Origin of the sequence: Acinetobacter sp. R933-2, from assembly GCF_030325485.1 — a bacterium.
Taxonomy (GTDB): domain Bacteria; phylum Pseudomonadota; class Gammaproteobacteria; order Pseudomonadales; family Moraxellaceae; genus Acinetobacter; species Acinetobacter sichuanensis.
The window spans coordinates 41,200-64,751 of the sequence record NZ_JACAIJ010000009.1 but is presented as its reverse complement, the minus strand read 5'-3'; the positions used below and the strand labels follow the sequence as shown (position 1 = coordinate 64,751).

Genomic DNA, 23,552 nt, shown 5'->3' with positions numbered 1-23,552 from the left:
ATATTGAGTTTATATTTGAAGTCTAAGCAACTAATCCTCCTGTTAGACTTCTTTTTTTTGTATGGAAATAAGTACAAAATGATTATTTTGTAGATAACAACATCTGAAACAGATAAAAACCAATCGCCAAACATACCACTCCAACCACCACACTTGACACGGTATATGCCAATGCAATTGGAAATTGCCCTTGTCGAATGAGTTGAAATGTTTCCAATCCAAAACTCGAAAATGTGGTAAATCCACCTAAAATGCCAACCATCAACAACAAACGAGCTTCACTTTGCAACACTGGATATTTTTGAGTAAAAGCAAAAAAAACACCTGCAAGAAAGCATCCAAAAAGGTTCACAGACCATGTTGTCCATGGAAATAAGCTATGAGGTTTTGAAATAATGAATCCTGCGCCGTAACGTAAACTCGCACCAATTGCCCCACCGCACGCAACTAACAGCCAATTCATTTTCAGAACTCCTCATGTGTATAACTAGGTACTTATCCACAGATTAACATGCGATTATTCAAGAATCTAATCAGGTTGTTGATTTAAAACCATGTAAGTCAAACAAGAAAAACATTTCATTTTAAGGTGCCATGCCCAGCTTATTATTTTTCTGTCTTTTTCATTTCTACGGATGCATTGACCTCGACTCCATTGGGTAAAGATTCAACAGGATTCTCACCCAATACATGAAAGTCTAAATTGGGAATAAAAAAGCATAGCGGTGAACTTGAGGCGTCAATGCCAAATTCTGTTAATAATGGGCAATCTATCTGATCAATCATCAAAGGGCGAATCTTTTGAAAATCACTGACAATTTTAATATTTCCCTGTGAAAGTTTTTCGGGTTGATCTACACACTCCACCCAAACATGCTCTTGTGGTACAAAAAATTCTAAAGCATCCTCCCATGTGCTAAAAATTTCTGCCCATTCCCCTCTTAATTGCCAATTTTGCGTATTTTTAAGTTTGACTTCTAAGCAATAACGATCATCCATGTGTATTTGAGCATGGATATCGAGTTGATCATTTTCGCGTTTCACATCATGTTGAAAATGGGGATCATATTGTGCAGGCATTGCATCACTCAACATGCGACCTCCCATCACATGCAACATTTTATCCACCACAATCTGCTCAAAAATCACCGTTTTAGGCAAAAGATCATTTGCCAAATAGAATCGCCAATTACTTTGTCGTGGCGAAGGAAATATCTTTCGAGCAGGTCCTAAACAATGTAAACCAAAGTGATGGTGATGATAAAACAAAATACTGAAGATCGTTTTTCCTTGATGTTCCCATAAACGGATCGGTTCTGGAAAACGTTGTCTAACCAAATCAATATCAACTAACCAAGACATATACACCGTATCAGTCGCTTGGCTTTCAAGCCGTAAAAATGGTGAATAACGCATCAGCCAACGACGCAAATTTAAAATCCATGTTGACTGAAGAAAACGTCCAAACAGGCGAAAAAATATTTGTTTTTGTTGATATTTAAAAAGATGACGTTTCATAGAATATAAATAATTATGGTTTTAACGCTGAGGTCATTTTTATATTAACAAAAATCTGAATTTTGAGCATTTTATTCTCAAGTGAAATTAAAACGGAATATGATATTGTCACACGCAATTTTAAAGTTTTAGGACAGAAATATCATGACGCAACAACTTCTCACTCAACTTCAAAACGGCGAAGCCAAATTTTCAGATGTATTGGCATTTATTGAAGCACGCTATAACCATACGCCTACCGCATTTCAAAACGGACAACAACATAATGCTGCAACTGAAAACCAAGGCAGTGCCAAAGTGTTTTCCTTTGCCAAACTGAATGGATTGGATCAGGCACAAACCTTGAGTTTATTTGCAGAACATTATGCTTCTGTTTTGGCAAGCCCTGAAGCCAGCGACCATCAAAACATTCGTCAGTTTATGCAAAATGGCTGGGATGGCATCAAGTTTGAAGGTACAGCTTTAGTCGCAAAATAATGAAAAAGACTCAGCAAATAAAGTAATTTTTAGTCATGGAAAGCTCCCTCCTTTTTAAAGGAGGGTTGGGGAGAATTAACTTAAATAACGTATTATCTCTGCTGAGTCCTTTATATTCAATCAATGCGTGTACTTAAGGTCTTTCAGCATACTGCGGCAAACCATCACAAATCGTGTCCCACTCAGCCTTATACGCAGTGAAAATGTGCATGGTCGGCTTATGCTCAAGTGGCGTATCCAGAGTCCCAAGTCTCAAACGATAAGTATCAGGGGTTTCTGCTTTAATGCTGATAATCGGTGAGCCACATTCAGCACAAAAACAGCGTTCTGTGGTTGGCGTGGAGGCAAATTTTTTCAGTAGAGCCTCACCTTGGACGATTTTAAAGTCTGCTTTTTGAATCGGGGCATTGGTGGCAAAGGCTGTCCCATTGGCTTTACGGCAACGCTTGCAATGACATTCAATCACCTCTCCAATTTCACCATGGATTTCATAATGAATCCCACCACACAAACAACTTCCTGTATATAATTTTTCAGCAGACATGCCTTTGATCTCTTGTTAAGGAATGATTCAAAATTAGCACAGATTGTCTGCTTTAACAGAAACTTAATCTTTTCAATTTGTATGCGTTAAGCTGTGAATGACGCCCTCAGCCGCAGCCCGTCCTGTCGCAAAGCAAGCCGTCAATAAATAGCCACCAGTCGGTGCATCCCAATCCAGCATTTCCCCACAACAAAACACATAAGGATTTGAACTGAGCTGTAAATGCTCGTTCAATACCGTTTTTCTGACACCACCTGCACAGCTGATCGCTTCATCAATGGGGCGAAAACCTGTCAGTGAAATGATTAAATGCTTGATTTGGATAGCTAATTTTTCAGGCTGATTCCACAAAGATTTATCGACAATTTCACGGACTAAATTGGCTTTCGCTGTATCCAACCCTGCTTTACGCCAAAGATTACTCATCGACTGCTTTTTGGAAGGCTGTAGTTTTTGTGTCAATTGTGCAAGGCTTAAATCAGGCAATAAATCCAAATGCAAAGTCAACGCCTGACCCTGTTTTTGTAAAGCACGCAACGCCCGACCTTGTTTATAAATCAAACCACTTTCCAAACCATAATGTGTGATGACAATATCACCCTGCGTTTTGGCAGAGCTTGCCACCCATGCATCCACACGTTTCAGCGGTTGCCCGAAAACATCCTGCATATAGGACGACCACGCACGTTCTACGCCTGCATTACTCGGCTGAAAAGGCTCAATGGCATTTGCATCCAGCCATTTTTGCCATGCACCGTCACTGCCGAGTTGCACCCATGACACCGCACCACATGCCAGAATAATCGCATCAAAATTGTGTTGAATGATTTGATCCGACTTCAGATCCTGAATACTTAAGCTTTGATTTTTTAAATCCAAAACTTGATGACGATAGTGAAATTTCACATTTTGTTCAGCCAAACGCTTTAACCATGCACGCAGTAAAGGCGCCGCTTTCATCTCAATCGGGAAAATTCGCCCTGAACTCCCCACATAAGATGCAATACCCAAACCTTGCATCCAGTTTTGAATCCATGTCGCATCCCATTGTTTGACCCAAGGCTTGAGCCATTCCCCCTGATCATAACGCTGTATAAATTGCTCAAAAGGCTCGGCATGGGAAATATTCAAACCTGTTTTGCCTGCCATTAAAAACTTACGTGCAGCCGAAGGTTTTTGTTCAAAAATATGGATCTCAAAATGATCTGATGAATGCTGACCTAAAACCTCAGCTGCCATCAGACCCGCAGGACCTGCACCAACGATGGCAATCTTTTTAACGGGCATCGTTTGACTCATCTACAGTCTGAGTATTTTGCCCATTTAAAGGCTGAAAATCATCAAAGCGCGTTGTATAGGTTTCAGGTTTTTGGATGATCAATTGCTGACACAATTCACCACGCTCCAGATATTTAATTTCAAAATGCGTCCGTGCTGAATCCTGAGCAATCACCTGTTTTTCATAAGGTAATTTCCAAACATTTTTCAATTGTTGTTCTGCTTCTGCAATATATTCGGGAATATTACTTGCCAATGTCACTGTAGCATTGGGCTGCAAGCGTGAAATCAGAAACTCAAAAAATGGCATATTTAACCAACGCTGAGCGGGATTATGTGGCTCAGGATTCGGATATAAAATAAAGAATTGCTGTACTTGCTGCGGATACAAAGCATGCACTACCCACGGTAAGGCATCTGCATGTATTGGGGTCAGATTGGCTTGACCTTCCAGTTGATGCTGTTTTTGCATCGCCACAAATTTTTCACGGGTTCGTTCAACCGCAATCAATTGCAGATCAGGATGCTGCCCTGAAAAAAGCAAGGCATGTTTACCTTTACCCGCCCCAATTTCAACACAAACAGGCTTATTTTCAATCGGTTGAAAATCACGGGGTGCATGCATACGCTGCGCTTGAAATTGACGAATCGGCATAATCAGATCAAACTAGTGGAAATCGCGACAAGTTTAACAAGTCTTGGCTTTTTTTGCTGTGCCGATTCAACATCAAAAACAGGAGTTCACCATGTCTAAAACATTTCCATGCCCACGTTGCGGTGAAGCGTCTCAATGGGAAGGTAACGAGTTTCGTCCATTTTGTTCTGAACGTTGTAAATTGATTGATTTAGGCGCATGGGCAAGTGATGAATATAAGCTGCCTACTGAAGATGCTCCACAAGCAGAAGAACCTTAATGTAAAATTTAATTACAATTCAATTCACCTGAATTAGCATGTTTGTATTATAAATAATCTACTTTATTTTTATTATTTTATTAAAAGCATCGTCCCTTTTTCTAATTGAGAAAAAATCATGCATTTTGTCTTAAAAACAATTTTTATAATCTTAGTTATTTTAAGCTTATTATTTATTATTTTAAGTTTATACACACTTGATGGTCTGTTTTTTGCCATCGCTTTTCTTTTTATCATTGCCACACTTTTGATTGGCTTCGAACTCAAAAAAAGATTTTCTAGTTCTTTAGATTAAAATTCCATAAAAAACCTCCATGTTCAAATAGAGGTTTTTTAGTTTTAAATCACTTAATTTTCACTATATGAATACTGTTTTTTAACCTGCTTTACTCGCAACAAAAGGATTATGCTGTTTTTCAAAACCAATTGTACTCATTGGACCATGTCCTGAAATGAACTGTGTCTCATTAGGTAAACTAAAGCATTCTCGTTGAATCGAGTCTAATAACTGTTGATGATTACCTTTTGGAAAGTCAGTACGCCCAATGGAGCCTTTGAACAATACATCACCTGTCCAAAGTACGCCATATTTTGCATTATAAAACATCACATGACCTGGTGTATGACCTGGGGCAAAACGTACTTCAAATGTTTCAGCACCTAAAGTTAAAGTTTCACCCCCTGTTAACCATTGATTGACCACTACAGGCTCAGGAATTGGAAAACCATAACGCGCAGAAACCTCTTGGATCATATCCAACCAAAAAGCATCTTCTTTATGAGGACCAATCACAGGTACATCCCATATTTTGACTAAAGCACCTACAGCACCTGCATGGTCTAAGTGACCATGCGTTAGCCATAATGCCTTAACAGTTAAGCCCAAAGCTTCAACTTCTTGTTTCAGTTTTTCAGGCTCCCCCCCTGCATCAATCAAAACAGCCTCTAAACTTTCACTATCCCAAACAATCGAGCAATTTTGAGCAAAAGCTGTAACGGGTACAATTTTGACTTGCAACATAGTTTTCTCTCAAGCTGATTCAACAGCACTTAAAGTCGTGGTTAATGGATCTAAGTTTGCCTGTAACAACTGTGTTAAAAGTTCCATATGCAATGGATCTGTGTTTAAAGCAGGAATATATTGATAATGTTGACCGCCTGCTTGTATAAAAAGCTCAGCATTTTGCAAGGCTAATTCTTCTAAAGTTTCTAAGCAATCGGCTGAAAATGCAGGACTTAAAACGTGTACAGATTTTACGCCTTGTTGCGCCCAATCTAATAAAGTTTGATCAGTATAAGGCTTCACCCATTCTTGTTTACCAAAACGAGACTGGAAACTAATTTGCCATTGTTCATCTTTTAGATTTAAAGCTTGTGCGAGTTTTTGCGCTGTGATTCTACAACGATCGGCATAAGGATCACCCTTATCTGCATAAGGTTGAGGAATACCGTGAAATGACATTAATAATTTATCAGCTGTGCCATGCACTGACTGAAATTTATGTACACTTTCAGCTAAAGCCTGAATATATAAAGGATGCTGATAATAATCACGAATAATACTTAAAGCAGGTAAATTTCGTTGTGTGAGCACCCACTTGGCTACAGCATCATATAAAGGAGCTGTAGAGGTTGCTGAATACTGAGGAAATAATGGAAATAAAATAATTTGGTCAAAATAATTTTGTTCAGCATCCTGCAAAACTTTGGCAATGTTTGGATTACCATAGGTCATTGCAGGTACAACATGCAGTTCCAAATCAGGATTTTTTGGAAGCAACTGTTGTTTTAAAATTTCAATTTGCTGAAACAAAATTTCTCGCATCGGCGAGTCATTTGACCAGACTTGTGCGTACGCATGTGCGACACGTTTTGGGCGAAATGGTAAAACAAAAGCATGCAGAATAATTTTCCAAACTAATTTTGGAATTTCAATGACTCGCCCATCCGACAAAAACTGTTTTAAAAAACGACGAACTGCTGCTTCAGAAGGAGCATCTGGGGTTCCTAAATTTGCAACGATGACTAGAACTCTGGGTTTCGATACAGATTTCATGCTATTTTCAAATCTATTGACTTCAATATACCTTACCTAAAATCTGTCCAAATGTCCTGTTAAATAATCAATGGACGTGAACCTAACATTTGAGAACCTTCAAGTAAACGTAAACCCTTATTGGTCATCTGCCACAGCATTCTTTGACGATCATCACGTCCTATTGGAGCGATCCAATCATTTTGTCGCATTTGTTGTTTAATTGTATGTAATGCACGAATATTAATTTGTGCACGAGCAACTGCATGTGCTCTAGGCATAGACACTTGAACGTCAGCTAAACCTGATTTATTGAGATATTCATTTAAGACTTTAGAAAAACTATCCTCAGGGGTTGCCTCACGAAACTCAACAGATAAAACTTTTAAAATTTCAATCCATGTCGTTTCTCGTATAGGATTCATTTCCTTAAAATTACCGTCTTGATACGCATGAACACGATAATCAAAGTTAAATACATCATGTGCTGATACTTTTGGTAAAGTTAAAAACGGATCAGCTTCTTTACGTTCTTGTGGGTTTTTAACTTGCAATAATTGAGTTTTTAAACGATCAATTTCATCTTGTAAAACTTGAATATTTTGCGGACGCACCCACCCCACAACAGGATAACGTTCTAACATTTGTGGCATATATGAACGCACACTCAGTTCTAAATCTCTTAAAGTTCTATAAGTAACAACTTGCTCAACTTCTTTTTGCAACTGGTTACGAAATTCATAAAATTTTTCTTTTAGTTCTTGTCTAGACTCTTGTAAATCATCACTACGAGATTCGGGCGCATCATGTAAAAAGACAATGATTGGTTTTTGCTTGGTCACTGCATAAATATACTCTAAATGCATATAACTGACGCCAGAGACAGACTGCTCCCCATACTGACTACCTAAAAGTAACAATACATAATCGCAATCATCAATTTGTCGACGCGCAAAAGCGGTACTTAAAGGTGTACGTTGCTCTAGTCCCCATGAAAAGAAACCCATTCCAATCAGAGTCTGAGATACAATCATTCGTTCTGGTTGCATTTCTTTGCCAGACGTTGTAATAAACACCTGATAACGCTTGTCGAGCATAGGTTAACCCATCCTTTCATATAGCTTAAATTACGACCTGCCCCAAACAGATCCTGAAGTTATATGCCCTACAACTTATAAATAAATAAAATTAAAATACACTTAATTTCATATGTTGGACTCACTCGTGCAGTTTATCAACAACGTCATGGATTGACCATGAAATTTTTTCGTGTATTAAATGTTTTAAAACAAAGCTTAAAGCTTCTGCATTCTTGCCACTTACATAACATTCTAAGCGTACTTTGTATTCTAACGGTTGCAACAACAATAATTCATGCTTAATCAAAATACGTGCCGTTTGTCGTGCCACAGCCAGACCCGAATCAATCATCGTTAATTGATCCCCATAAATATCGGCAATACTTTGTTTTAAGTAAGGATAATGCGTACACCCTAAAACCAAATAATCCGCACCTTGAGCCACAATCGGATCTAAAACATTTTTTAAACTGGCTTTACATTCCACACTATTACATTGTCCTGATTCAACAAAAGGAACAAGCTCAAGATTAGTCACTGTTAAGACCTCAACTTGTGCGGGTTCAGCAAAACGTTGGATCACATCTTTAATCAATTTTCCACGAAAAGTTGCTGGGGTCGCAAGCACAGAAACCACCTTACTTTTACTTTGTAAGACAGCAGGTTTTAATGCTGGAACTAAACCTACAATTGGAAAACTTTCACCATAATGTTCACGTAAATAATCCAAACTAAAAGCTGAAGCTGTATTACACGCAACGACAGCAATTTTACAACCTTGACGGTACAGCCACTCAACAGCATTCGCTGTTAACTCTCGGATCTCTTGATCAGTACGTGGACCATAAGGTACATGTGCGGTATCAGCGTAATAAAGAATATGCTCATGTGGTAAATAATTTGCGATTTCCTGCGCAACAGAGAGTCCGCCTATTCCTGAGTCAAAAATACCAATAGGCGCATCTGCCTGCGCTTTGGGCATTGGATTTTCTAAAGAATATAAAGGAAGAATGGCGCTCATCTGATCCACTACGATATGAGTCAAAAATTATAGACTAGCTTAAACCTCAAGTGCCTAATTGCAAGTGAAAATCACCACTTTGTAACGATAAAATCGTATCACCTTGCGCATTTTCAAACAGTTCACCAGATTCGATTAAATGAAAAAAAGCGGCTCGTTGAATGAGTGCATTGATCCCAAAACGCACATGCACATAAGGACGCAATTCACCCTGATATTCACGCATAAAAATAGAATGTTCTTCATCCACAATCACTACATCTTGATTGGTGGTTGTTAATGTTAAAAACAACTTGCCTTCTAATTCTACTTTTTCAACTTGATTGACCAATAAAGGCTCATCTTCAACCTCAATTTCGATTTGTTCAACAGGTGTTTTTAGGTAGAATTTACCTGCTTCTTTCCATAACACCTTAGTGAACAAGTCTAAGAGTGCTTGGCGACGAATCAATTGACCTTCGTGCCACCATTCTCCATTGGCTTTTACGGTTAAATCCATTTTGCCACAATGCTTTGGCTGCCATTGCTCTAAAGGGGGTATTGACCTTTTGTGACCCGCCTGTGCATCTTTTAAGTATTGTGCAATACTCATTAAGTTTTTATTATCAACATTCGGTTGATTTTGTGCTTCTACAGTTGAATTATTTTGATTTACCATGGTTTATGCCTTGCTGACTAAAAAATAATACGACTCAGCCAATTGGCTAGATCAAGGTTTGAAACTATACTAGCGCAAAATATATTATCGATACGAGCGTTAATTCGTATCACGAGATTTTTAGAACACTCATGGCAGCACCGCTTTATTGTCATTTTCATCATATTCAATAAATGTATACGGTTGCCACCCTTAGAAATATGAGGAGTCCTACATGGAACACATCGAACGTGAATCGATGGAGTTTGACGTAGTGATCGTAGGCGCAGGTCCTGCTGGTCTTTCTGCTGCGATTAAAATTCGTCAATTGGCTATTGAAAACAATTTACCAGACCTTTCTGTCTGTGTAGTTGAAAAAGGCTCTGAAGTTGGTGCGCATATCCTTTCTGGTGCTGTACTTGAACCTCGTGCTATCAATGAACTTTTCCCGAACTGGAAAGAAGAAGGTGCGCCTTTAAATGTGCCTGTGACTGAAGATAAAACTTTCTTCCTCATGTCTGCCGACAAGTCACAAGAAGCACCGCATTGGATGGTACCTAAAACCATGCACAATGATGGCAACTATGTCATTTCTTTGGGTAATGTCGTTCGTTGGTTAGGCACGAAAGCTGAAGAATTAGAAGTGTCTATTTTCCCTGGTTTTGCTGCATCTGAAATCCTTTACCATGAAGATGGTTCTGTAAAAGGCATTCAAACAGGTGACATGGGTATTGGTAAAGATGGCGAACCAACGCACAACTTTACCCCAGGTTATGAACTGCATGCGAAATATACGATTTTTGCTGAAGGTTGCCGTGGTCACTTAGGTAAACGCCTCATTGCCAAATACAACCTAGACAAAGATGCTGATCCGCAACATTACGGGATCGGGATTAAAGAACTTTGGGAAATCGACCCTGCAAAACACAAAGCAGGTTTAGTGATGCATGGTTCAGGTTGGCCTTTGACTGAAACAGGTTCTTCAGGCGGTTGGTGGTTATACCATGCTGAAAACAACCAAGTGACTTTGGGTATGATCGTAGACTTGTCTTACGAAAATCCAAACATGTACCCATTTGCTGAAATGCAACGTTGGAAAACGCATCCTCTGATCAAGCAATATCTTGAGGGTGGTAAGCGTATTTCTTATGGCGCACGTGCAGTCGTAAAAGGTGGTTTAAACTCTCTGCCTAAATTGACTTTCCCAGGTGGTTGCTTGATTGGTGATGATGCAGGTTTCTTAAACTTTGCAAAAATCAAAGGCTCTCATACTGCAATGAAGTCAGGCATGCTCTGCGGTGAAGCTGTATTTGAAGCGATTGCTGCGGGTGTTGAAAAAGGTGGTGATATTGCGGTTGCTCGTGTCACTGAAGGCGAAGATTTCTTTGCTAAAGAATTGACTGCATACACAGACAAGTTCAACAACAGTTGGTTAAAAGAAGAGTTACATCGTTCTCGTAACTTTGGTCCTGCCATGCATAAATTCGGTTTATGGATGGGTGGTGCATTTAACTTTATCGATCAAAACATCTTTAAAGTACCATTCACTTTGCATGACTTAATCCCAGATTTCAGCACATTGAAAACTGTGGATGCATCTACATTCAAACCGAACTATCCAAAACCAGATGGCAAGTTGACTTTTGACCGTTTGTCTTCTGTATTCGTTTCAAATACGGTTCATGAAGAGAATCAGCCTGCACACTTGAAACTGACGGATGCCTCTATTCCTGTAAACGTAAACTTACCGAAATGGGATGAGCCTGCTCAGCGCTACTGCCCTGCGGGTGTTTATGAAATCATGGAAAATGATGACGGTTCTAAGCGTTTCCAAATCAATGCAGCAAACTGTGTTCATTGTAAGACGTGTGATATTAAAGATCCTTCTCAAAACATTACTTGGGTAACACCTGAGGGTGGCGGTGGTCCTAATTACCCTAACATGTAATTAGTATCCTAATATGTAATCTCGGTATCTGAGATAAAAATAAACCCGCCAAGTGCGGGTTTATTGTTGATTATTCTTCTACAATCACAAACAAAAGCTTTATCGAACTTTTTAAGCCCGCTATGTGCGACACTCGAGATATGAATCTTATTTTTATCTGCTTGTTAGGGAATAGCAAAAAGTAACCCTTTGATTTGCTAAAACAGCTAAACCATCGTCTTGTTTACATTACCCAGTCTAAAGCTATCCAAAGGCTTAATTTGTCATTATTTTTTGGTAAAAATTAGCCTTTTTGCACCAAATAATGAAATTCTTTATTGCCATTTTCATCTAGTTTTTCTTCTTGCAAAAGTAGCTCATGCCCCAAATGCATACAAAATTTTGGAATATCCCAAGAGGTTGAATTATCCGTTGCAAAAACCTCGACAATATCACCCGATTTAGATTTACGAATGGCTTGATGTAACATCATCACAGGCTCAGGACAACGCAAGCCTCGAGTATTGAGCTGTATGCTTGGTGTAGAAAACTGTTCAGACATAATCAATTCTCAAAATGCTTCAAAAAATAGTAGCCAAATTTTAACATAAACTTAAATCATGAATAAGCGTTATAAGTTCTGTATAAAAGGATGCTTATATTCATCGCTTCAATGCATTTAATAGATAGACTTCTGCATTTTCTTCGGTATGATAAAAATTCTATTTTTGATATCAAGAGTCTTCAGGAAAGATCATGCACGAGGAATCAGGCCCATCGTGGGGTATGCGTGGCTTACGCAAATGGTTAGGAACTGCACCCGAAACCCGCGATGAACTGCTAAAATTAGTACAAGATTCACGTCGTTTTTTAGAACCCGATACCGTTGCAATGTTAGAAGGCGTCTTAGACCTTCCTGCAACAAAAATTCGTGAAGTAATGACTCCACGTACTGCAATGATTAGCTTACAAGAAGATGATCAACTACTTGACATCTTGCATGTACTTATCGAGTCAGCACACTCACGCTTTCCTGTATTTTCAGCAGATCAACCTGAAAATGTTGTGGGAATTTTACTTGCAAAAGACTTATTGCCTTATTTAACAGATCGCACCATTAAAGTTGATGTTCATAGTATTATGCGTCAGCCTCTATTTGTCCCTGAAAGTGCGCGCTCAGATCAAGTTTTGCGTATGTTGAAAAATACGCAAACACATATTGCCATTGTGATTGATGAATATGGTTCTACGGCAGGTTTAGTCACTTTAGAAGATATTTTAGAAGAAATCGTCGGTGAAATTGAGGATGAACACGACAATGTCGATGAAGAAGCTCAATTTATTTTGCCTGATCCTGCGCATAACACAGCTAATGCGTGGATTGTTCAAGCACTTACACCAATCGAACACTTTAACAATGTTTTAGATGCTGATTTTTCTGACGATGAAGTAGAAACTGTTGGGGGCTTATTGCTTCAAGAAATTGGCTTAGTGAGTGATTTACAAGGACAGGTCATTGAACTTGAATCATGGCAATTCACAATTATTGAAGCAGATGCCCGCACTATTCATCTGATTCGAGCTGTACGTAAATGAGAGCCTATTTTGACAAATTGCTAAATCCGTCAGAACAACAAAAGCAACTTCCTTTTATTATTCCACTTTTAATTTGTTTAATGTCAGGTGCGGTGTTTAGTCTCGCACTTGCTCCTTTTCATTGGTGGTGGTTAGCAATTTTATCGCCTGCGCTTCTTTATGCGAGTCTTAAAGGGCGTAATCCAAAACAAGCATTCATTTTGGGTTGGAGCTATGGTTTTGGTCTATGGTTTGTTGGTGCATTTTGGCTCTATACATCCATTCATACTTATGGGGACACTAACGCTGTTTTAAGTGTCCTCATGATCGTAATCATGGCTGTGTTAATGGGCTTATTCACAGCCGTTCAAACATGGTTGTATCGACGCTTTTTTCCAGAAACACCTTTAACCTTTGCGCCCCTTTGGGTCGCATTTGAATGGGCAAAAACATGGGTGTTTACAGGCTTTCCGTGGTTATTTGCAGGTTATGCCTTCACTGAACGCTTCTTAGATGGCTATGCACCATTATTTGGTGTCTTTGCTGTGTCATTTGTCGTGATCATTCTTGCTTGTGCACTCGTTGAGATTTTGCATAAAAAACTGATTTGGATCATTCCTTCAGCCATTTTATTACTGGGTGCTTGGGGTGCTTCATTTATTAGTTTTGTACAGCCTAAAGCTGAGAAACCACTTTCCGTTTCGCTCATTCAAGGCAATATTCCACAAGATTTAAAATGGCTGACGGAGTATCAAGTCAAAACCTTACAAATCTATGTAGAGTTAACCCGTAATGAATGGGGACGTGATTTGATTGTTTGGCCTGAGTCTTCTATTCCTTTATTCCAAAGTGATATTCCTGACTTTTTACAAATGATGGATGAAAAAGCCAAGCAAACAGGTTCAGCATGGGTCACAGGGATTCCTTATTGGGACTTAAAAGAGTCCAAACAAGTGGGGCATCCTATGTATTACAATAGCATGATGGCTTCTGGTACAGATTCATCTGGTCTATACAAAAAGCAACGCCTAGTTCCTTTTGGTGAATACATTCCATTATCAGGTTTACTGAGTTGGGTGCTTCCTGCACTACAAAATGACCCATCTATGAGTGGTTTCTCTCGTGGTGAAAGTGATCAAAAACCTTTTAAAATCAAAAATCATCAACTTGCAGCAGCAGTTTGTTATGAAGTGGCATATCCCAACTTGACACGTCGTAATGCGATCAATAGTGATTTTCTGGTGACTGTATCTAACGATGCATGGTTTACAGGTACAGCAGGACCTCAACAGCATTTACAAATGGTACAAATGCGCGCCAAAGAAAATGGACGATGGTTTATTCGTGCGACCAACACAGGTGTTACTGCTTTTATCGACCATAATGGTCATATTGTGAAACAAGCACCAATGGATCAACAAGCTGTACTGCGTGGTGATTTACCTGCGATGCAAGGTGAAACGCTCTATACTCGCTTAAGCGATTTCCCAATTTTAATCTTCTCTTTATTATTATTGGTGATGGGTTGGATGTATCGCCCACGTAAAATTGATGTAAGTTTTAAGTCTAGACGCTAAACCATTAACCCCCTCTTCTTTTTGAAGAGGGATTTTATAAATTGATTATAATAATTTTGTTCCCAATGGCACTTCAAAATCTGGGACACACAGTACCACATGCCCATTTTGATCATGAAAACCCGTGATTAAGCATTCGGACTGAATAGAGGCGATTTGTTTTTTAGGAAAATTCACCACCGCTACAACCAATTTTCCAATTAATTTTTCAGCTTGATAAAATTCTGTAATTTGTGCACTCGACTTTTTGACTCCAATCTCATCACCAAAATCTACATGGAGAATATAAGCAGGTTTACGTGCTTGTTTAAAAGCCTCAGCCTGAATAATTTTGCCTACACGTAACTCAACTTTTAAGAAATCATCCCATTGAATTTGCTGCATGTTTGACCTTATTTTCATTTCCAACATTCATTGTGCTATTGTAAACAACAATAAAAATAAAACCTCAGGCAAAAAGGACAACTACTTATGATAAATGGACAATGTTTATGTGGAAATATTCATTTTCAGATCCAGCAAAAAAAGATTGAAACGATTTATCAATGCCATTGTAGTCTATGCCGAAAACAGTCAGGTACACATGCAAATCATGCAACAATGATTAAAGCTAAAAATTTTATATGGCTAAAAGGACAAGATCAAATACATACATATAAAAAAGAAACTGGTTTCACTTCATCTTTTTGTCAAAATTGTGGTTCTCCTGTACCTAATTATATAGGAACACATCCTTATCTCTGGATTCCTTTAGGTTTAATCGAACATGATATTGAGCCACAGCAACGATTAAACTTCTGTATTTCATCTAAAGTTACTTGTGCAAACCTACAACACAGTATTGATTATAACGAGGTTCCATCTTGGGATACGCTCAAAGAATTTTTTAAACTGAATTCAAAATGATGATTGCAACTTAAAATAAAAAAACCGAGCATCCAAGCTCGGTTTTTACTTTATCATTATCTTAAATTTGAGTTGCTAAATAAGACAACATACTCGCTAAAAATAGCATTGGCATATAGCGATAAACTCGAACTAAAATGCCATCAAGTTTAGATAAATGCTCAATATTTAATTTTGAGACTGTTGCATTTAAGGCACTATAAAAGCTAATGATCGCCAATGCACTAAATACACTCATGCCTAAAAAGCCCATCATAATTTGGCTACTTGCATCTAGTTCTTGCCAGACATTTAATAATAATTGGCTCATCGGTAAAAGACTCAAAATTAAAAGAACAGATTTGAGCATTGACCAATGAAACTGATTGATTTCATCTGATAAAAATAATGCTTTCATCTTATTCTCCTTACAATTTCGTCGCCGTTAACAACATTATGCAAGCTTTTAAACAAATAAAAAGTCTATTTTTATCCATTATTTAACTTTCTTGTAACCATTAAATATGGGAATAATTCTTATTATATATCTCAATAAAATACTTTATTAATTTTTAATATTTATCATATACTTACATTTAAAAAAGTAATCAAGAAACATTATCACTTCACTTAATATTTATTAATTCAATTAAGTAAAGTGATTATTTCCATCACCACACAGATATTTAATTAAGGTTGATAATAAATATCAGCATCATTGCCGTCACCACCTTGCTGACCATCTGCACCAAAAGAATATAAATCGAATGGGCGACCTTCAGAACCTGGAATCACATATTGCACATCATTTTCCCAACTGTCTTTTGGATAACCACCTTTCAGATAACCACCTGGCATCCAGTTTTTCGCATTGGCAGGTTGATTCACCAAAGCATCTAAACCACCTTCTTGGGTATTTGGAAAATGTCCATTGTCCAATTTATATTGGTCTAAAGCACCAGCAACACCTTTTAATGTAATTTTTGTGGTATCCACCTTGGCTTTTTCGCCACGTCCCATCACATTCGGTACAATCAATGCCGCCAACACGCCCAAAATAACGATCACGACCATGACTTCAATCAGTGTAAAACCAGCTTGTTTGCTTCTATTCATCTTCCGTTGCATTTAAATTCTCTCTTACCGCAATTTGTTATAAAACCATTAAAATACGTTTTTTAAATCATATTATTCATATTGACGATTGGCAACATTACTGCAATCACAATCACCAAAACAATACCTGCCATAAATACCAACATGAGCGGCTCAAGCAATGCCAGTAAAGTTGAAATAAAGGTACTGACTTCTCGATCTTGCATATCTGAAGCACGTTCTAACATACGATCTAATTCGCCTGATGCTTCACCACTTTTAATCATTTGCACCATCATCGGTGGAAAATAGCCACAACGTTCTAATTGAGTTGCGAGGTTTCCTCCTTCTGTGACTTTTTCTGCGGCAATATTCACTGCATCACGAATGACCCAATTATTACTGACGGCTGCACCAATTTTAAGCGCATCCACCAATGGAACACCTGATTTTGTTAAAATGGACAAGGTACTGGCAAAACGTGCCGAATTTATACCACGTGATAATTTACCAAATAATGGCAATCTGAGTGCTAAACGATCAAAAGCATAATGACCTGCGGTCGTTTTTAAAAAGCGGATTAGCAAGAAAATACCCATTACACTGGCAACCAATACAAAAGGCCATGAAGTACGAATAAAATCACTGGCTTTCATCAATGCGACCGTAATCCAAGGTAAAGCTTGTTTACTTTGATCAAAGGTTTTAACAATGTCAGGTACTACATAAGTCATCAACCCCATCACGATGCCAAAAGACATGAGCATCAAAATGATGGGATAAATCATGGCACCTTGTACTTTCTTTTGCATGGCAAAACGGTTTTCGGTGTAATCTGACAATTGATCTAAAATTAAGTCTAAATGTCCTGAGCGTTCGCCCGCAGCGACTGTTGCAATGTATAAATCTGGAAAACTTCCTGATTGTTGCATCGCTTGTGCCAAAGAATGCCCTTCAAGCACTTTGGAGCGCACGGCTAACAATAAGTTTTGTACATGTGTTTTTTCACTTTGTTTCGCAACAGCACGTAAAGCTTCTTCAAGTGGAATAGATGCAGCCACAAGTACAGACAATTGGCGTGTCATTAAAGCCAATTCATAAGCTGAAAATTTCTTTTGAAAAAATCCTGTGCTTTGAGCTTTATCTTTTTGCTCCACCGCATCTACTGTTACAGGAATCCATTCTTTATCCCGTAATTGTTGTCGAATTTGCCGTGCCGAATCTCCTTCTAACACGCCTTTTTGTTGCTTTCCTGAAGCATCAATAGCAGTAAATTGATATGCTGGCATTATAATGCTCTAGTTTTCCAAATTTCTTTTGTCTTTGCGGTTGCATTCGACGCTTAAAATCATTCATATTCTAAGCAGTTATTCAAAGATAATCATGATTGCTACACTCTATCATAGGCTCAACGCCACACGATACTTTTTCATCAAAGTGTAATTGATAATTTATGCCAAATGCTATGAATGCCACTATGCCAATGTCTCAACCTCTCATTTATCGAGTACGTGTAGCTGTACCTGTATTTCTCTATGACTGTTTTGACTATAAAGTCAGTGCTGAACAGTATGCTCAAGCACAAGTCGGTATGCGTGTTGCAGTTTCTTTTGGTCGGCAAAAGCTCGTTGCTATTATTACGGCAAAGTTAGCACTAGATGAACCCATTAACCCAGATTTTCAGCTCAAATTTGTCACTGAATTTTTAGATGATCGCGCGATTTTAAATGACAAAGTTTTAAGTTTGTTGACATGGGCGGCACAATATTATCAATTTCCAATTGGTGAAGTGATGCATACTGCTTTGCCTACATTATTACGCCAAGGTAAACCCTACAACTTACTGGCACGTGTTTGGAAAGTATTAGATTTGCATGCTGAAGATAAAATTAAGCGTTCTGAAAAACAGCAAGATGCTTATAAAATTTTAAAGCTCCATCCTAAAGGAACACAGGAAAATATTTTAAATTTGAGTGGTATCGAAACCGTCACCTTAAAAGCTTTGGAAAAAAAAGAGATTATTTCATGTGATTTAGAAGCACAAAATTTTAAACCTGAACCTGTCAGCTTGGCACAAATGCCACTAACAGCAAATGATGAACAGAAAAAAGCCATTCAAACCATTTTAAAAGCTCAAAAAAAATATCAAGCTTTTCTACTCGACGGACTCACAGGCAGTGGTAAAACTGAAGTCTATTTACAAGTCATGCATGAAGTACTTAAACAAGGCAAACAAGTTCTTGTTTTAGTCCCTGAAATTGGCTTAACACCACAAACCATTAGCCGTTTCCAATCTCGTTTTCATTGTAATACCGTGTTGTTACATTCGGGTTTAAATGACTCTAAACGCTTACAAGCATGGCAATATGCAGAAACAGGTAAAGCCTCGATTATTTTAGGTACACGTTCTGCAATTTTCACCCCGATGCCAAATCTTGGTTTGATTATTTTAGATGAAGAACATGATCTTTCCTTCAAACAACAAGAAGGTTTTCGTTATCATGCACGGGATATGGCGTTATATCGTGCGTATTTAGAGCATTGCCCCATCATTTTAGGTTCTGCTACACCGAGTATTGATAGTTATCATTTGGCGCAACAAGGTAAACTGACCCGTTTAGAGTTAAATCAACGTGCAGGTAACGCAGTCATGCCAAAAATGCACCTCATTGATTTAAAAATTAGTAAAAAAACGGCGGGGCTCAGTACTCAACTGATCAGTGAAATTGGTAAACGCTTAGAAAAAAAAGAACAAGTTTTAATTTTTTTAAATCGACGTGGTTATGCACCTGTCTTAATTTGTGAAAGCTGCGCTTGGCAAGCCAATTGTCCTCATTGTGATGCCCATTTCACTTTACATTTAAAGCCTTATGCTCATTTGCATTGTCATCATTGCGGTACGATTAATCGTCTGCCTGAAACTTGCCCCGAGTGTAATCAAAATACGTTAAAACCTATCGGTTTAGGCACTGCCAAAGTAGAAGAAGCTTTAAATGAATTATTTCCCAAATATCCTGTTTTACGCGTTGACCGTGATTCAACCAGTCGTGTGGGAAGTTGGCAAAAAATTTATGATCAAATTCAAAAAAGTGAACCTACAATTTTATTAGGCACGCAAATGTTGGCAAAAGGACATCACTTTCCTTATGTCACTTTAGTGGCAATTTTAGACATTGATGCAGGTTTATTGAGTGTAGATTTTCGGGCTACGGAACGAACTGCACAGTTAATTATACAAGTTGCAGGACGTTCTGGACGTGGTGAGAAAAAAGGCGATGTTTATTTACAAACTTTGCGTCCTGAGCATCCACTCTTAAATATTTTATTGAATAAAAATTATCGAGCTTTTGCAAAACAAACCTTAGTGGATCGTCAAGTTGCTCAAATGCCGCCTTATCGTTACGCGATTTTGATCCGTTGTGAGTCAAGAAGCCAACAGGATAACCAAAACTTTTTAACTGAAATGACGCAACAATTAAGACAACAGTCGGAGGAAAATTTAATTGATATTTGGGGACCTATTCCCGCACCTATGGAGCGTAAAGCAGGACGTTATCAAGCCCATGTGGTTTTACTCTCGCATGAACGTGCCAAAATGCACTTTTATGTTCGTCAATGGTGGCAATATTTAACACAGCAAAAACCCTTTTATATGAAACTGACGATTGATGTAGATCCGCAAGAGTTAAATTAAGTCAAATGAATGAAAGATATTTTTAATTTATGAATTGAGTTGCTGAACAAAGACAGAGGCAGAATCTGACTCTTTTAAGGGTGAATGCCAACCTACAAAATAATCTAAGGTATCAGCAACCTGATTGTAGATAAAATCATCCTCATGCCCTTCTTTCTGAAGAATGTCCATAAGAATGTCATACAGTTCATCTTTAGAAGTATGGTGAGCATTTTTAAGCCCAATCAAAAAAACATGAAACGCTTCGAGTGATTCATCACTTTCTATTTCATTTAAAAATTTCAAAATATGTTGTCTGATCATCGCTCAATAGTTCTTCTGTTTTCATTTGCTCAATCTTAGAATGACATGATTATTCCTGCAAAAAATTAAAATAAGCAAAGTCTAAAATCAAGGTACAATTTCTAAAGTAAAAAAATTAGGACAGATCAATGTCACCGTTATTACAAATAACGCTTTTTCTAGGTGCAGCATTAATACTCGTACCTTTAGGTAAAAAATTTGGGATCGCTACAGTTCTCGGCTATCTCTTTACAGGAATCTTACTTGGTCCTAGCGTTTTTAATATTGCCAGTGATCCTGAAGAAATCATGCATCTTGCTGAATTTGGCGTGATTTTACTGATGTTTCTCATCGGGCTAGAACTACGCCCACAGCGTTTATGGGAAATGCGTCAATCCATTTTTGTCATGGGAAGTTTGCAAGTTGTTGTGACAGGCATCGTACTCATGGGAACCGTGTTTTTACTGTTACAGCAATCATTATCAGCAAGTTTTGTCATTGGTTTTGCGCTTGCCCTGTCTTCTACAGCTTTCGTTCTACAGCTTTTATCAGAAAAACAACAACTAAATACCACACATGGTCAGCAATCTTTTTCTATTTTATTATTCCAAGATATTGCGGCTATTCCCTTACTTGCAGTGATACCACTGTTATCTGGTGCTGAATCTACTCATCATGGCATTGCTTATTTTGCGGCGATTATTGCAACATTTACAGGACTATTTTTATTTAGTCGCTATGTCATGCGTCCTTTTTTCAGATTTGTGGCAAAAAGTGGAGCTACTGAACTACTGACTGCTGTGGGTTTATTTATTGTCCTTGCTGTTGTTTTACTCATGGACACGCTCGGCATCAGCACAACACTAGGCGCATTTTTAACAGGTGTGTTGTTGGCTGATTCAGAGTTTCGTCATGAAATTGAAGCCAGTATTTCTCCATTTAAAGGGCTACTTTTAGGTTTATTTTTTATGACCGTGGGCATGACCACGCAATTAAATTTACTTGTGGAACTTCCTCTACAAATTATCGGTGCTGCCCTGCTGTTAATCATCATCAAAATGGTTGCCATGACCGCGGTTGCTCGTTTTAAAAAAATGAATTGGCAAAATAGCTTGATGGTTGCAACCTGTCTTGCTCAAGGTGGTGAATTTGCTTTTGTTGTGTTAAATGTCGCCAAAAGTGAAAAAGTGATTCAAGCTGCCATTTTAGAACCAATTACGTTGGTCGTGACCTTATCCATGGTCTTTACACCTATCGTGTTTTGGTTAGTTTCAACATGGGTTTTACCTTTATTCAATAAAGATCAAGCACCTAAATATGATGATATTCCTAATCAACATCCACCGTTAATTATTGCGGGTTTTGGTCGTGTTGGGCAAATTGTGGCTCGTTTAGCCCATATGCAACACTTTCCTTTTACAGCCATTGACCATAACTTACAAAAAATAGATTTTGTACGGCGCTATGGCGGTACATTGTATTATGGTGATGTGACTTTGCCTGATTTGTTACGTTCGGCAGGCATTGAACAAGCAAAAGTGTTTGTGCTTGCGATTGATGACGTAGAAGACTCAATGAATGTTGCACGGCATATCCGTTTAAATTATCCAAATTTAACGTTATTGGTACGCGCACGTGACCGTTATCATATGCATTTATTACGTGATTTAGGTGTTAAGCATATTTGGCGAGAAACCTACTTAACTTCTTTAGGCATAGGTTATCGTACTTTATGTGAATTAGGTTTAGACAAGTCAACTGCTTATGATAGTGTTGAGTTATTTAGAAATTATGATGAAGATCTATTAACACGCCAACAACGTATTTATACCGATGAACAGAAAGTATATGAAAGTTATCGTGATTTCATATCAGAACTTGAGCATTTATTTGAAAGTGATGCCCAGATCACACAGCATGATCCAGACCAATTTGAAGACAATCCTGATATTGACGAGTCGGGTTTAGAACGCAAAGAGATACTAAAACACACCCATGATCGTATCAATGTAACTCGTGATCATGAAAACTAAGCAGATATTTCTAAAAAAGTGTGCTTGTGATTTATAATATCGTCACCATTTAAACAGGGATTTGGAGAATTTTATGTCTGATTTACGTCAACGTTTTTATATTGAAGATAGCCCTGTTCGTGGTGAAGTTGTGCATTTAGAAAATGCTTTACAGACAATTTTGGCACAACGTCAATATGCACCTGCGATTCAAATACTCTTAGGTGAAATGCTCAGTGCAACTGCTTTACTTGCAAGTACATTAAAAATTAAAGGTCGTATCAGCTTACAAATCCAAGCACAAGGCAACTTTAAATGGGCAATGGCTGAGTGTAACCATTTAGGTGAAATTCGCGCGCTTGCAGATTATGAAGAAGATTCACGTTTTGATGATGCTCAAGACAGTAGTACTGTACTTGCCACTTTAACTTCGCCTGTATTGTTTATTAATATTGAACCTGAACATGGCGAACGTTATCAAGGCATTATCGCATTAGATCAACCCACTTTAGCAGGTTGTTTAATGCAATATTATGACCTTTCTGCACAAATCGCGACACGTATTGTTTTAGCGAGTACAGCAGAACGTTCAGGTGGTTTACTCATTCAACTCTTACCTCGTAATGATGATGAAGAACAACAATGGGTCGATGAAGACTTGTGGCCACGCCTCACGATGTTAACTGAAACGTTAAAACGTGATGAACTGACCGACTTAAGCGCACAAGAGATTCTTTACCGTCTCTATAATGAAGAAGAAGTTCGTTTGCCTGAAGCTGAGCACCTTAAGTTTTCATGTACTTGTTCACTTGAAAAATGTGCAAATGCACTCATTCAAATTGGTTTAGATGCTGTAAAAGAAACGTTAGAAGTTAATAATCCAATCGAAATGGATTGTCAGTTCTGCAATAAACGCTATCAATTTACAGCAAAAGAAGCGCTCAGTTTATTTGGCGAACATTTGAGTTAAAAAAACTAATGAATAAATTAAGTTTTACTAAG

The 23,552-nt window shown here is 38.1% G+C and carries 25 protein-coding genes; 9 read left to right on the top strand and 16 right to left on the bottom strand.

Going from position 1 to position 23,552, the window contains the following annotated elements:
• Nucleotides 1–82: 82 nt before the first annotated feature.
• Nucleotides 83–463: a fluoride efflux transporter CrcB gene (gene crcB / locus HX005_RS11815; protein ID WP_107007537.1), complete on the bottom strand. Its 381-nt coding sequence runs from the start codon at nt 461–463 to the stop codon at nt 83–85.
• 143 nt (nt 464–606) lie between these two features.
• Nucleotides 607–1,518, bottom strand: coding sequence for a DUF2071 domain-containing protein (locus tag HX005_RS11810; protein WP_286377513.1), 912 nt, complete (start codon nt 1,516–1,518; stop codon nt 607–609).
• A gap of 144 nt (nt 1,519–1,662) precedes the next feature.
• Between HX005_RS11810 and HX005_RS11805 the strand changes: the two genes are divergently transcribed.
• Nucleotides 1,663–1,995, top strand: coding sequence for a HopJ type III effector protein (locus HX005_RS11805; protein WP_286377512.1), 333 nt, complete (start codon nt 1,663–1,665; stop codon nt 1,993–1,995).
• 133 nt (nt 1,996–2,128) lie between these two features.
• Here the strand turns inward: HX005_RS11805 and HX005_RS11800 are convergent, their stop codons facing one another.
• From HX005_RS11800 to HX005_RS11790, 3 genes are all read right to left on the bottom strand, one after another.
• Nucleotides 2,129–2,539 carry a GFA family protein gene (locus tag HX005_RS11800; protein ID WP_286377511.1) on the bottom strand — a complete coding sequence of 137 codons (411 nt, stop codon included), beginning with the start codon at nt 2,537–2,539 and terminating at the stop codon, nt 2,129–2,131.
• 72 nt (nt 2,540–2,611) lie between these two features.
• Nucleotides 2,612–3,826: a TIGR03862 family flavoprotein gene (locus HX005_RS11795; RefSeq protein ID WP_286377510.1), complete on the bottom strand. Its 1,215-nt coding sequence runs from the start codon at nt 3,824–3,826 to the stop codon at nt 2,612–2,614.
• Complete coding sequence (locus HX005_RS11790; RefSeq protein WP_171405091.1) at nt 3,816–4,478, bottom strand: class I SAM-dependent methyltransferase; 663 nt, start codon at nt 4,476–4,478, stop codon at nt 3,816–3,818. The genes HX005_RS11795 and HX005_RS11790 overlap by 11 nt, the downstream gene beginning before the upstream one ends.
• 85 nt (nt 4,479–4,563) lie before the next feature.
• Between HX005_RS11790 and HX005_RS11785 the strand changes: the two genes are divergently transcribed.
• On the top strand, nt 4,564–4,731 hold the full coding sequence (locus tag HX005_RS11785) for a DNA gyrase inhibitor YacG (protein WP_107007531.1): 168 nt from the start codon (nt 4,564–4,566) through the stop codon (nt 4,729–4,731).
• Nucleotides 4,732–5,107: 376 nt separating this feature from the next.
• Here HX005_RS11785 and HX005_RS11780 read toward each other — a convergent pair whose 3' ends face one another.
• From HX005_RS11780 to HX005_RS11760, 5 genes are all read right to left on the bottom strand, one after another.
• Nucleotides 5,108–5,752, bottom strand: coding sequence for an MBL fold metallo-hydrolase (locus HX005_RS11780; RefSeq protein WP_107007530.1), 645 nt, complete (start codon nt 5,750–5,752; stop codon nt 5,108–5,110).
• 9 nt (nt 5,753–5,761) lie between these two features.
• Nucleotides 5,762–6,787 (bottom strand): ferrochelatase, encoded by a 1,026-nt coding sequence (gene hemH, locus HX005_RS11775; RefSeq protein WP_286377509.1) that lies wholly within the window; start codon nt 6,785–6,787, stop codon nt 5,762–5,764.
• Between the two features lie 59 nt (nt 6,788–6,846).
• Nucleotides 6,847–7,863, bottom strand: coding sequence for a DUF4062 domain-containing protein (locus tag HX005_RS11770; protein ID WP_107007528.1), 1,017 nt, complete (start codon nt 7,861–7,863; stop codon nt 6,847–6,849).
• Nucleotides 7,864–7,984: 121 nt separating this feature from the next.
• A complete protein-coding gene (gene murI / locus HX005_RS11765) occupies nt 7,985–8,866 on the bottom strand; it encodes a glutamate racemase (protein WP_286377508.1) in 882 nt (293 codons plus the stop codon).
• A 46-nt stretch (nt 8,867–8,912) separates the two neighbouring features.
• Nucleotides 8,913–9,524: a DUF1285 domain-containing protein gene (locus HX005_RS11760; protein WP_286377507.1), complete on the bottom strand. Its 612-nt coding sequence runs from the start codon at nt 9,522–9,524 to the stop codon at nt 8,913–8,915.
• Between the two features lie 214 nt (nt 9,525–9,738).
• Here HX005_RS11760 and HX005_RS11755 point away from each other — a divergent pair, with 214 nt between their 5' ends.
• Nucleotides 9,739–11,451, top strand: a complete 1,713-nt coding sequence (locus HX005_RS11755; RefSeq protein ID WP_286377506.1) for an electron transfer flavoprotein-ubiquinone oxidoreductase — start codon at nt 9,739–9,741, stop codon at nt 11,449–11,451.
• Nucleotides 11,452–11,734: 283 nt separating this feature from the next.
• Here the strand turns inward: HX005_RS11755 and tusA are convergent, their stop codons facing one another.
• Nucleotides 11,735–11,992, bottom strand: a complete 258-nt coding sequence (gene tusA, locus HX005_RS11750; RefSeq protein ID WP_107009232.1) for a sulfurtransferase TusA — start codon at nt 11,990–11,992, stop codon at nt 11,735–11,737.
• 194 nt (nt 11,993–12,186) lie between these two features.
• Between tusA and HX005_RS11745 the strand changes: the two genes are divergently transcribed.
• Both HX005_RS11745 and lnt read left to right on the top strand, forming a co-directional pair.
• Entirely contained in the window at nt 12,187–13,026 is an 840-nt protein-coding gene (locus tag HX005_RS11745; protein WP_107009231.1) for a CorC family transporter, read from the top strand.
• A complete protein-coding gene (gene lnt / locus HX005_RS11740) occupies nt 13,023–14,582 on the top strand; it encodes an apolipoprotein N-acyltransferase (RefSeq protein ID WP_107009230.1) in 1,560 nt (519 codons plus the stop codon). The genes HX005_RS11745 and lnt overlap by 4 nt, the downstream gene beginning before the upstream one ends.
• Before the next feature lie 45 nt (nt 14,583–14,627).
• Here lnt and HX005_RS11735 read toward each other — a convergent pair whose 3' ends face one another.
• The gene (locus HX005_RS11735) at nt 14,628–14,966 is read right to left on the bottom strand and encodes a tRNA-binding protein (RefSeq protein WP_286377505.1); all 339 of its coding nucleotides are present in this window, start codon (nt 14,964–14,966) and stop codon (nt 14,628–14,630) included.
• Between the two features lie 87 nt (nt 14,967–15,053).
• On the opposite strand from HX005_RS11735, the gene HX005_RS11730 reads away from it, so the two are divergent.
• On the top strand, nt 15,054–15,488 hold the full coding sequence (locus tag HX005_RS11730; protein WP_286377504.1) for a GFA family protein: 435 nt from the start codon (nt 15,054–15,056) through the stop codon (nt 15,486–15,488).
• A 61-nt stretch (nt 15,489–15,549) separates the two neighbouring features.
• Here the strand turns inward: HX005_RS11730 and HX005_RS11725 are convergent, their stop codons facing one another.
• The 3 genes from HX005_RS11725 to gspF form a co-directional block, all read right to left on the bottom strand.
• Nucleotides 15,550–15,885 (bottom strand): hypothetical protein, encoded by a 336-nt coding sequence (locus HX005_RS11725; protein ID WP_107009227.1) that lies wholly within the window; start codon nt 15,883–15,885, stop codon nt 15,550–15,552.
• A 272-nt stretch (nt 15,886–16,157) separates the two neighbouring features.
• Nucleotides 16,158–16,595: a type II secretion system major pseudopilin GspG gene (gspG, locus tag HX005_RS11720; protein WP_286377503.1), complete on the bottom strand. Its 438-nt coding sequence runs from the start codon at nt 16,593–16,595 to the stop codon at nt 16,158–16,160.
• A 50-nt stretch (nt 16,596–16,645) separates the two neighbouring features.
• A complete protein-coding gene (gene gspF, locus HX005_RS11715) occupies nt 16,646–17,851 on the bottom strand; it encodes a type II secretion system inner membrane protein GspF (protein ID WP_107009225.1) in 1,206 nt (401 codons plus the stop codon).
• A 188-nt stretch (nt 17,852–18,039) separates the two neighbouring features.
• Between gspF and HX005_RS11710 the strand changes: the two genes are divergently transcribed.
• Nucleotides 18,040–20,256, top strand: a complete 2,217-nt coding sequence (locus HX005_RS11710) for a primosomal protein N' (protein WP_502872739.1) — start codon at nt 18,040–18,042, stop codon at nt 20,254–20,256.
• A 27-nt stretch (nt 20,257–20,283) separates the two neighbouring features.
• Here the strand turns inward: HX005_RS11710 and HX005_RS11705 are convergent, their stop codons facing one another.
• Complete coding sequence (locus HX005_RS11705; protein ID WP_286377501.1) at nt 20,284–20,559, bottom strand: hypothetical protein; 276 nt, start codon at nt 20,557–20,559, stop codon at nt 20,284–20,286.
• Nucleotides 20,560–20,687: 128 nt separating this feature from the next.
• Here HX005_RS11705 and HX005_RS11700 point away from each other — a divergent pair, with 128 nt between their 5' ends.
• Together HX005_RS11700 and hslO are read left to right on the top strand one after the other, a co-directional pair.
• Nucleotides 20,688–22,571, top strand: a complete 1,884-nt coding sequence (locus HX005_RS11700) for a monovalent cation:proton antiporter-2 (CPA2) family protein (protein ID WP_286377500.1) — start codon at nt 20,688–20,690, stop codon at nt 22,569–22,571.
• A 73-nt stretch (nt 22,572–22,644) separates the two neighbouring features.
• Nucleotides 22,645–23,520, top strand: coding sequence for an Hsp33 family molecular chaperone HslO (hslO, locus tag HX005_RS11695; RefSeq protein ID WP_286377499.1), 876 nt, complete (start codon nt 22,645–22,647; stop codon nt 23,518–23,520).
• The last annotated feature ends 32 nt before the right edge of the window (nt 23,521–23,552 follow it).

Excerpts from the sequence above, each read along its gene's own strand:
- crcB (WP_107007537.1), bottom strand. The coding sequence starts at position 463 with ATGAATTGGCTGTTAGTTGCGTGCGGTGGGGCAATTGGTGCGAGTTTA.
- HX005_RS11810 (WP_286377513.1), bottom strand. The coding sequence starts at position 1,518 with ATGAAACGTCATCTTTTTAAATATCAACAAAAACAAATATTTTTTCGC.
- HX005_RS11730 (WP_286377504.1), top strand. The coding sequence starts at position 15,054 with ATGATAAATGGACAATGTTTATGTGGAAATATTCATTTTCAGATCCAG.
- HX005_RS11710 (WP_502872739.1), top strand. The coding sequence starts at position 18,040 with ATGCCAATGTCTCAACCTCTCATTTATCGAGTACGTGTAGCTGTACCT.
- hemH (WP_286377509.1), bottom strand. The coding sequence starts at position 6,787 with ATGAAATCTGTATCGAAACCCAGAGTTCTAGTCATCGTTGCAAATTTA.
- HX005_RS11760 (WP_286377507.1), bottom strand. The coding sequence starts at position 9,524 with ATGGTAAATCAAAATAATTCAACTGTAGAAGCACAAAATCAACCGAAT.
- HX005_RS11780 (WP_107007530.1), bottom strand. The coding sequence starts at position 5,752 with ATGTTGCAAGTCAAAATTGTACCCGTTACAGCTTTTGCTCAAAATTGC.
- HX005_RS11705 (WP_286377501.1), bottom strand. The coding sequence starts at position 20,559 with ATGATCAGACAACATATTTTGAAATTTTTAAATGAAATAGAAAGTGAT.
- murI (WP_286377508.1), bottom strand. The coding sequence starts at position 8,866 with ATGAGCGCCATTCTTCCTTTATATTCTTTAGAAAATCCAATGCCCAAA.
- HX005_RS11745 (WP_107009231.1), top strand. The coding sequence starts at position 12,187 with ATGCACGAGGAATCAGGCCCATCGTGGGGTATGCGTGGCTTACGCAAA.
- HX005_RS11785 (WP_107007531.1), top strand. The coding sequence starts at position 4,564 with ATGTCTAAAACATTTCCATGCCCACGTTGCGGTGAAGCGTCTCAATGG.
- hslO (WP_286377499.1), top strand. The coding sequence starts at position 22,645 with ATGTCTGATTTACGTCAACGTTTTTATATTGAAGATAGCCCTGTTCGT.
- HX005_RS11700 (WP_286377500.1), top strand. The coding sequence starts at position 20,688 with ATGTCACCGTTATTACAAATAACGCTTTTTCTAGGTGCAGCATTAATA.
- HX005_RS11800 (WP_286377511.1), bottom strand. The coding sequence starts at position 2,539 with ATGTCTGCTGAAAAATTATATACAGGAAGTTGTTTGTGTGGTGGGATT.
- HX005_RS11805 (WP_286377512.1), top strand. The coding sequence starts at position 1,663 with ATGACGCAACAACTTCTCACTCAACTTCAAAACGGCGAAGCCAAATTT.
- gspG (WP_286377503.1), bottom strand. The coding sequence starts at position 16,595 with ATGCAACGGAAGATGAATAGAAGCAAACAAGCTGGTTTTACACTGATT.
- HX005_RS11770 (WP_107007528.1), bottom strand. The coding sequence starts at position 7,863 with ATGCTCGACAAGCGTTATCAGGTGTTTATTACAACGTCTGGCAAAGAA.
- HX005_RS11755 (WP_286377506.1), top strand. The coding sequence starts at position 9,739 with ATGGAACACATCGAACGTGAATCGATGGAGTTTGACGTAGTGATCGTA.
- tusA (WP_107009232.1), bottom strand. The coding sequence starts at position 11,992 with ATGTCTGAACAGTTTTCTACACCAAGCATACAGCTCAATACTCGAGGC.
- gspF (WP_107009225.1), bottom strand. The coding sequence starts at position 17,851 with ATGCCAGCATATCAATTTACTGCTATTGATGCTTCAGGAAAGCAACAA.
- HX005_RS11725 (WP_107009227.1), bottom strand. The coding sequence starts at position 15,885 with ATGAAAGCATTATTTTTATCAGATGAAATCAATCAGTTTCATTGGTCA.
- lnt (WP_107009230.1), top strand. The coding sequence starts at position 13,023 with ATGAGAGCCTATTTTGACAAATTGCTAAATCCGTCAGAACAACAAAAG.
- HX005_RS11735 (WP_286377505.1), bottom strand. The coding sequence starts at position 14,966 with ATGCAGCAAATTCAATGGGATGATTTCTTAAAAGTTGAGTTACGTGTA.
- HX005_RS11795 (WP_286377510.1), bottom strand. The coding sequence starts at position 3,826 with ATGCCCGTTAAAAAGATTGCCATCGTTGGTGCAGGTCCTGCGGGTCTG.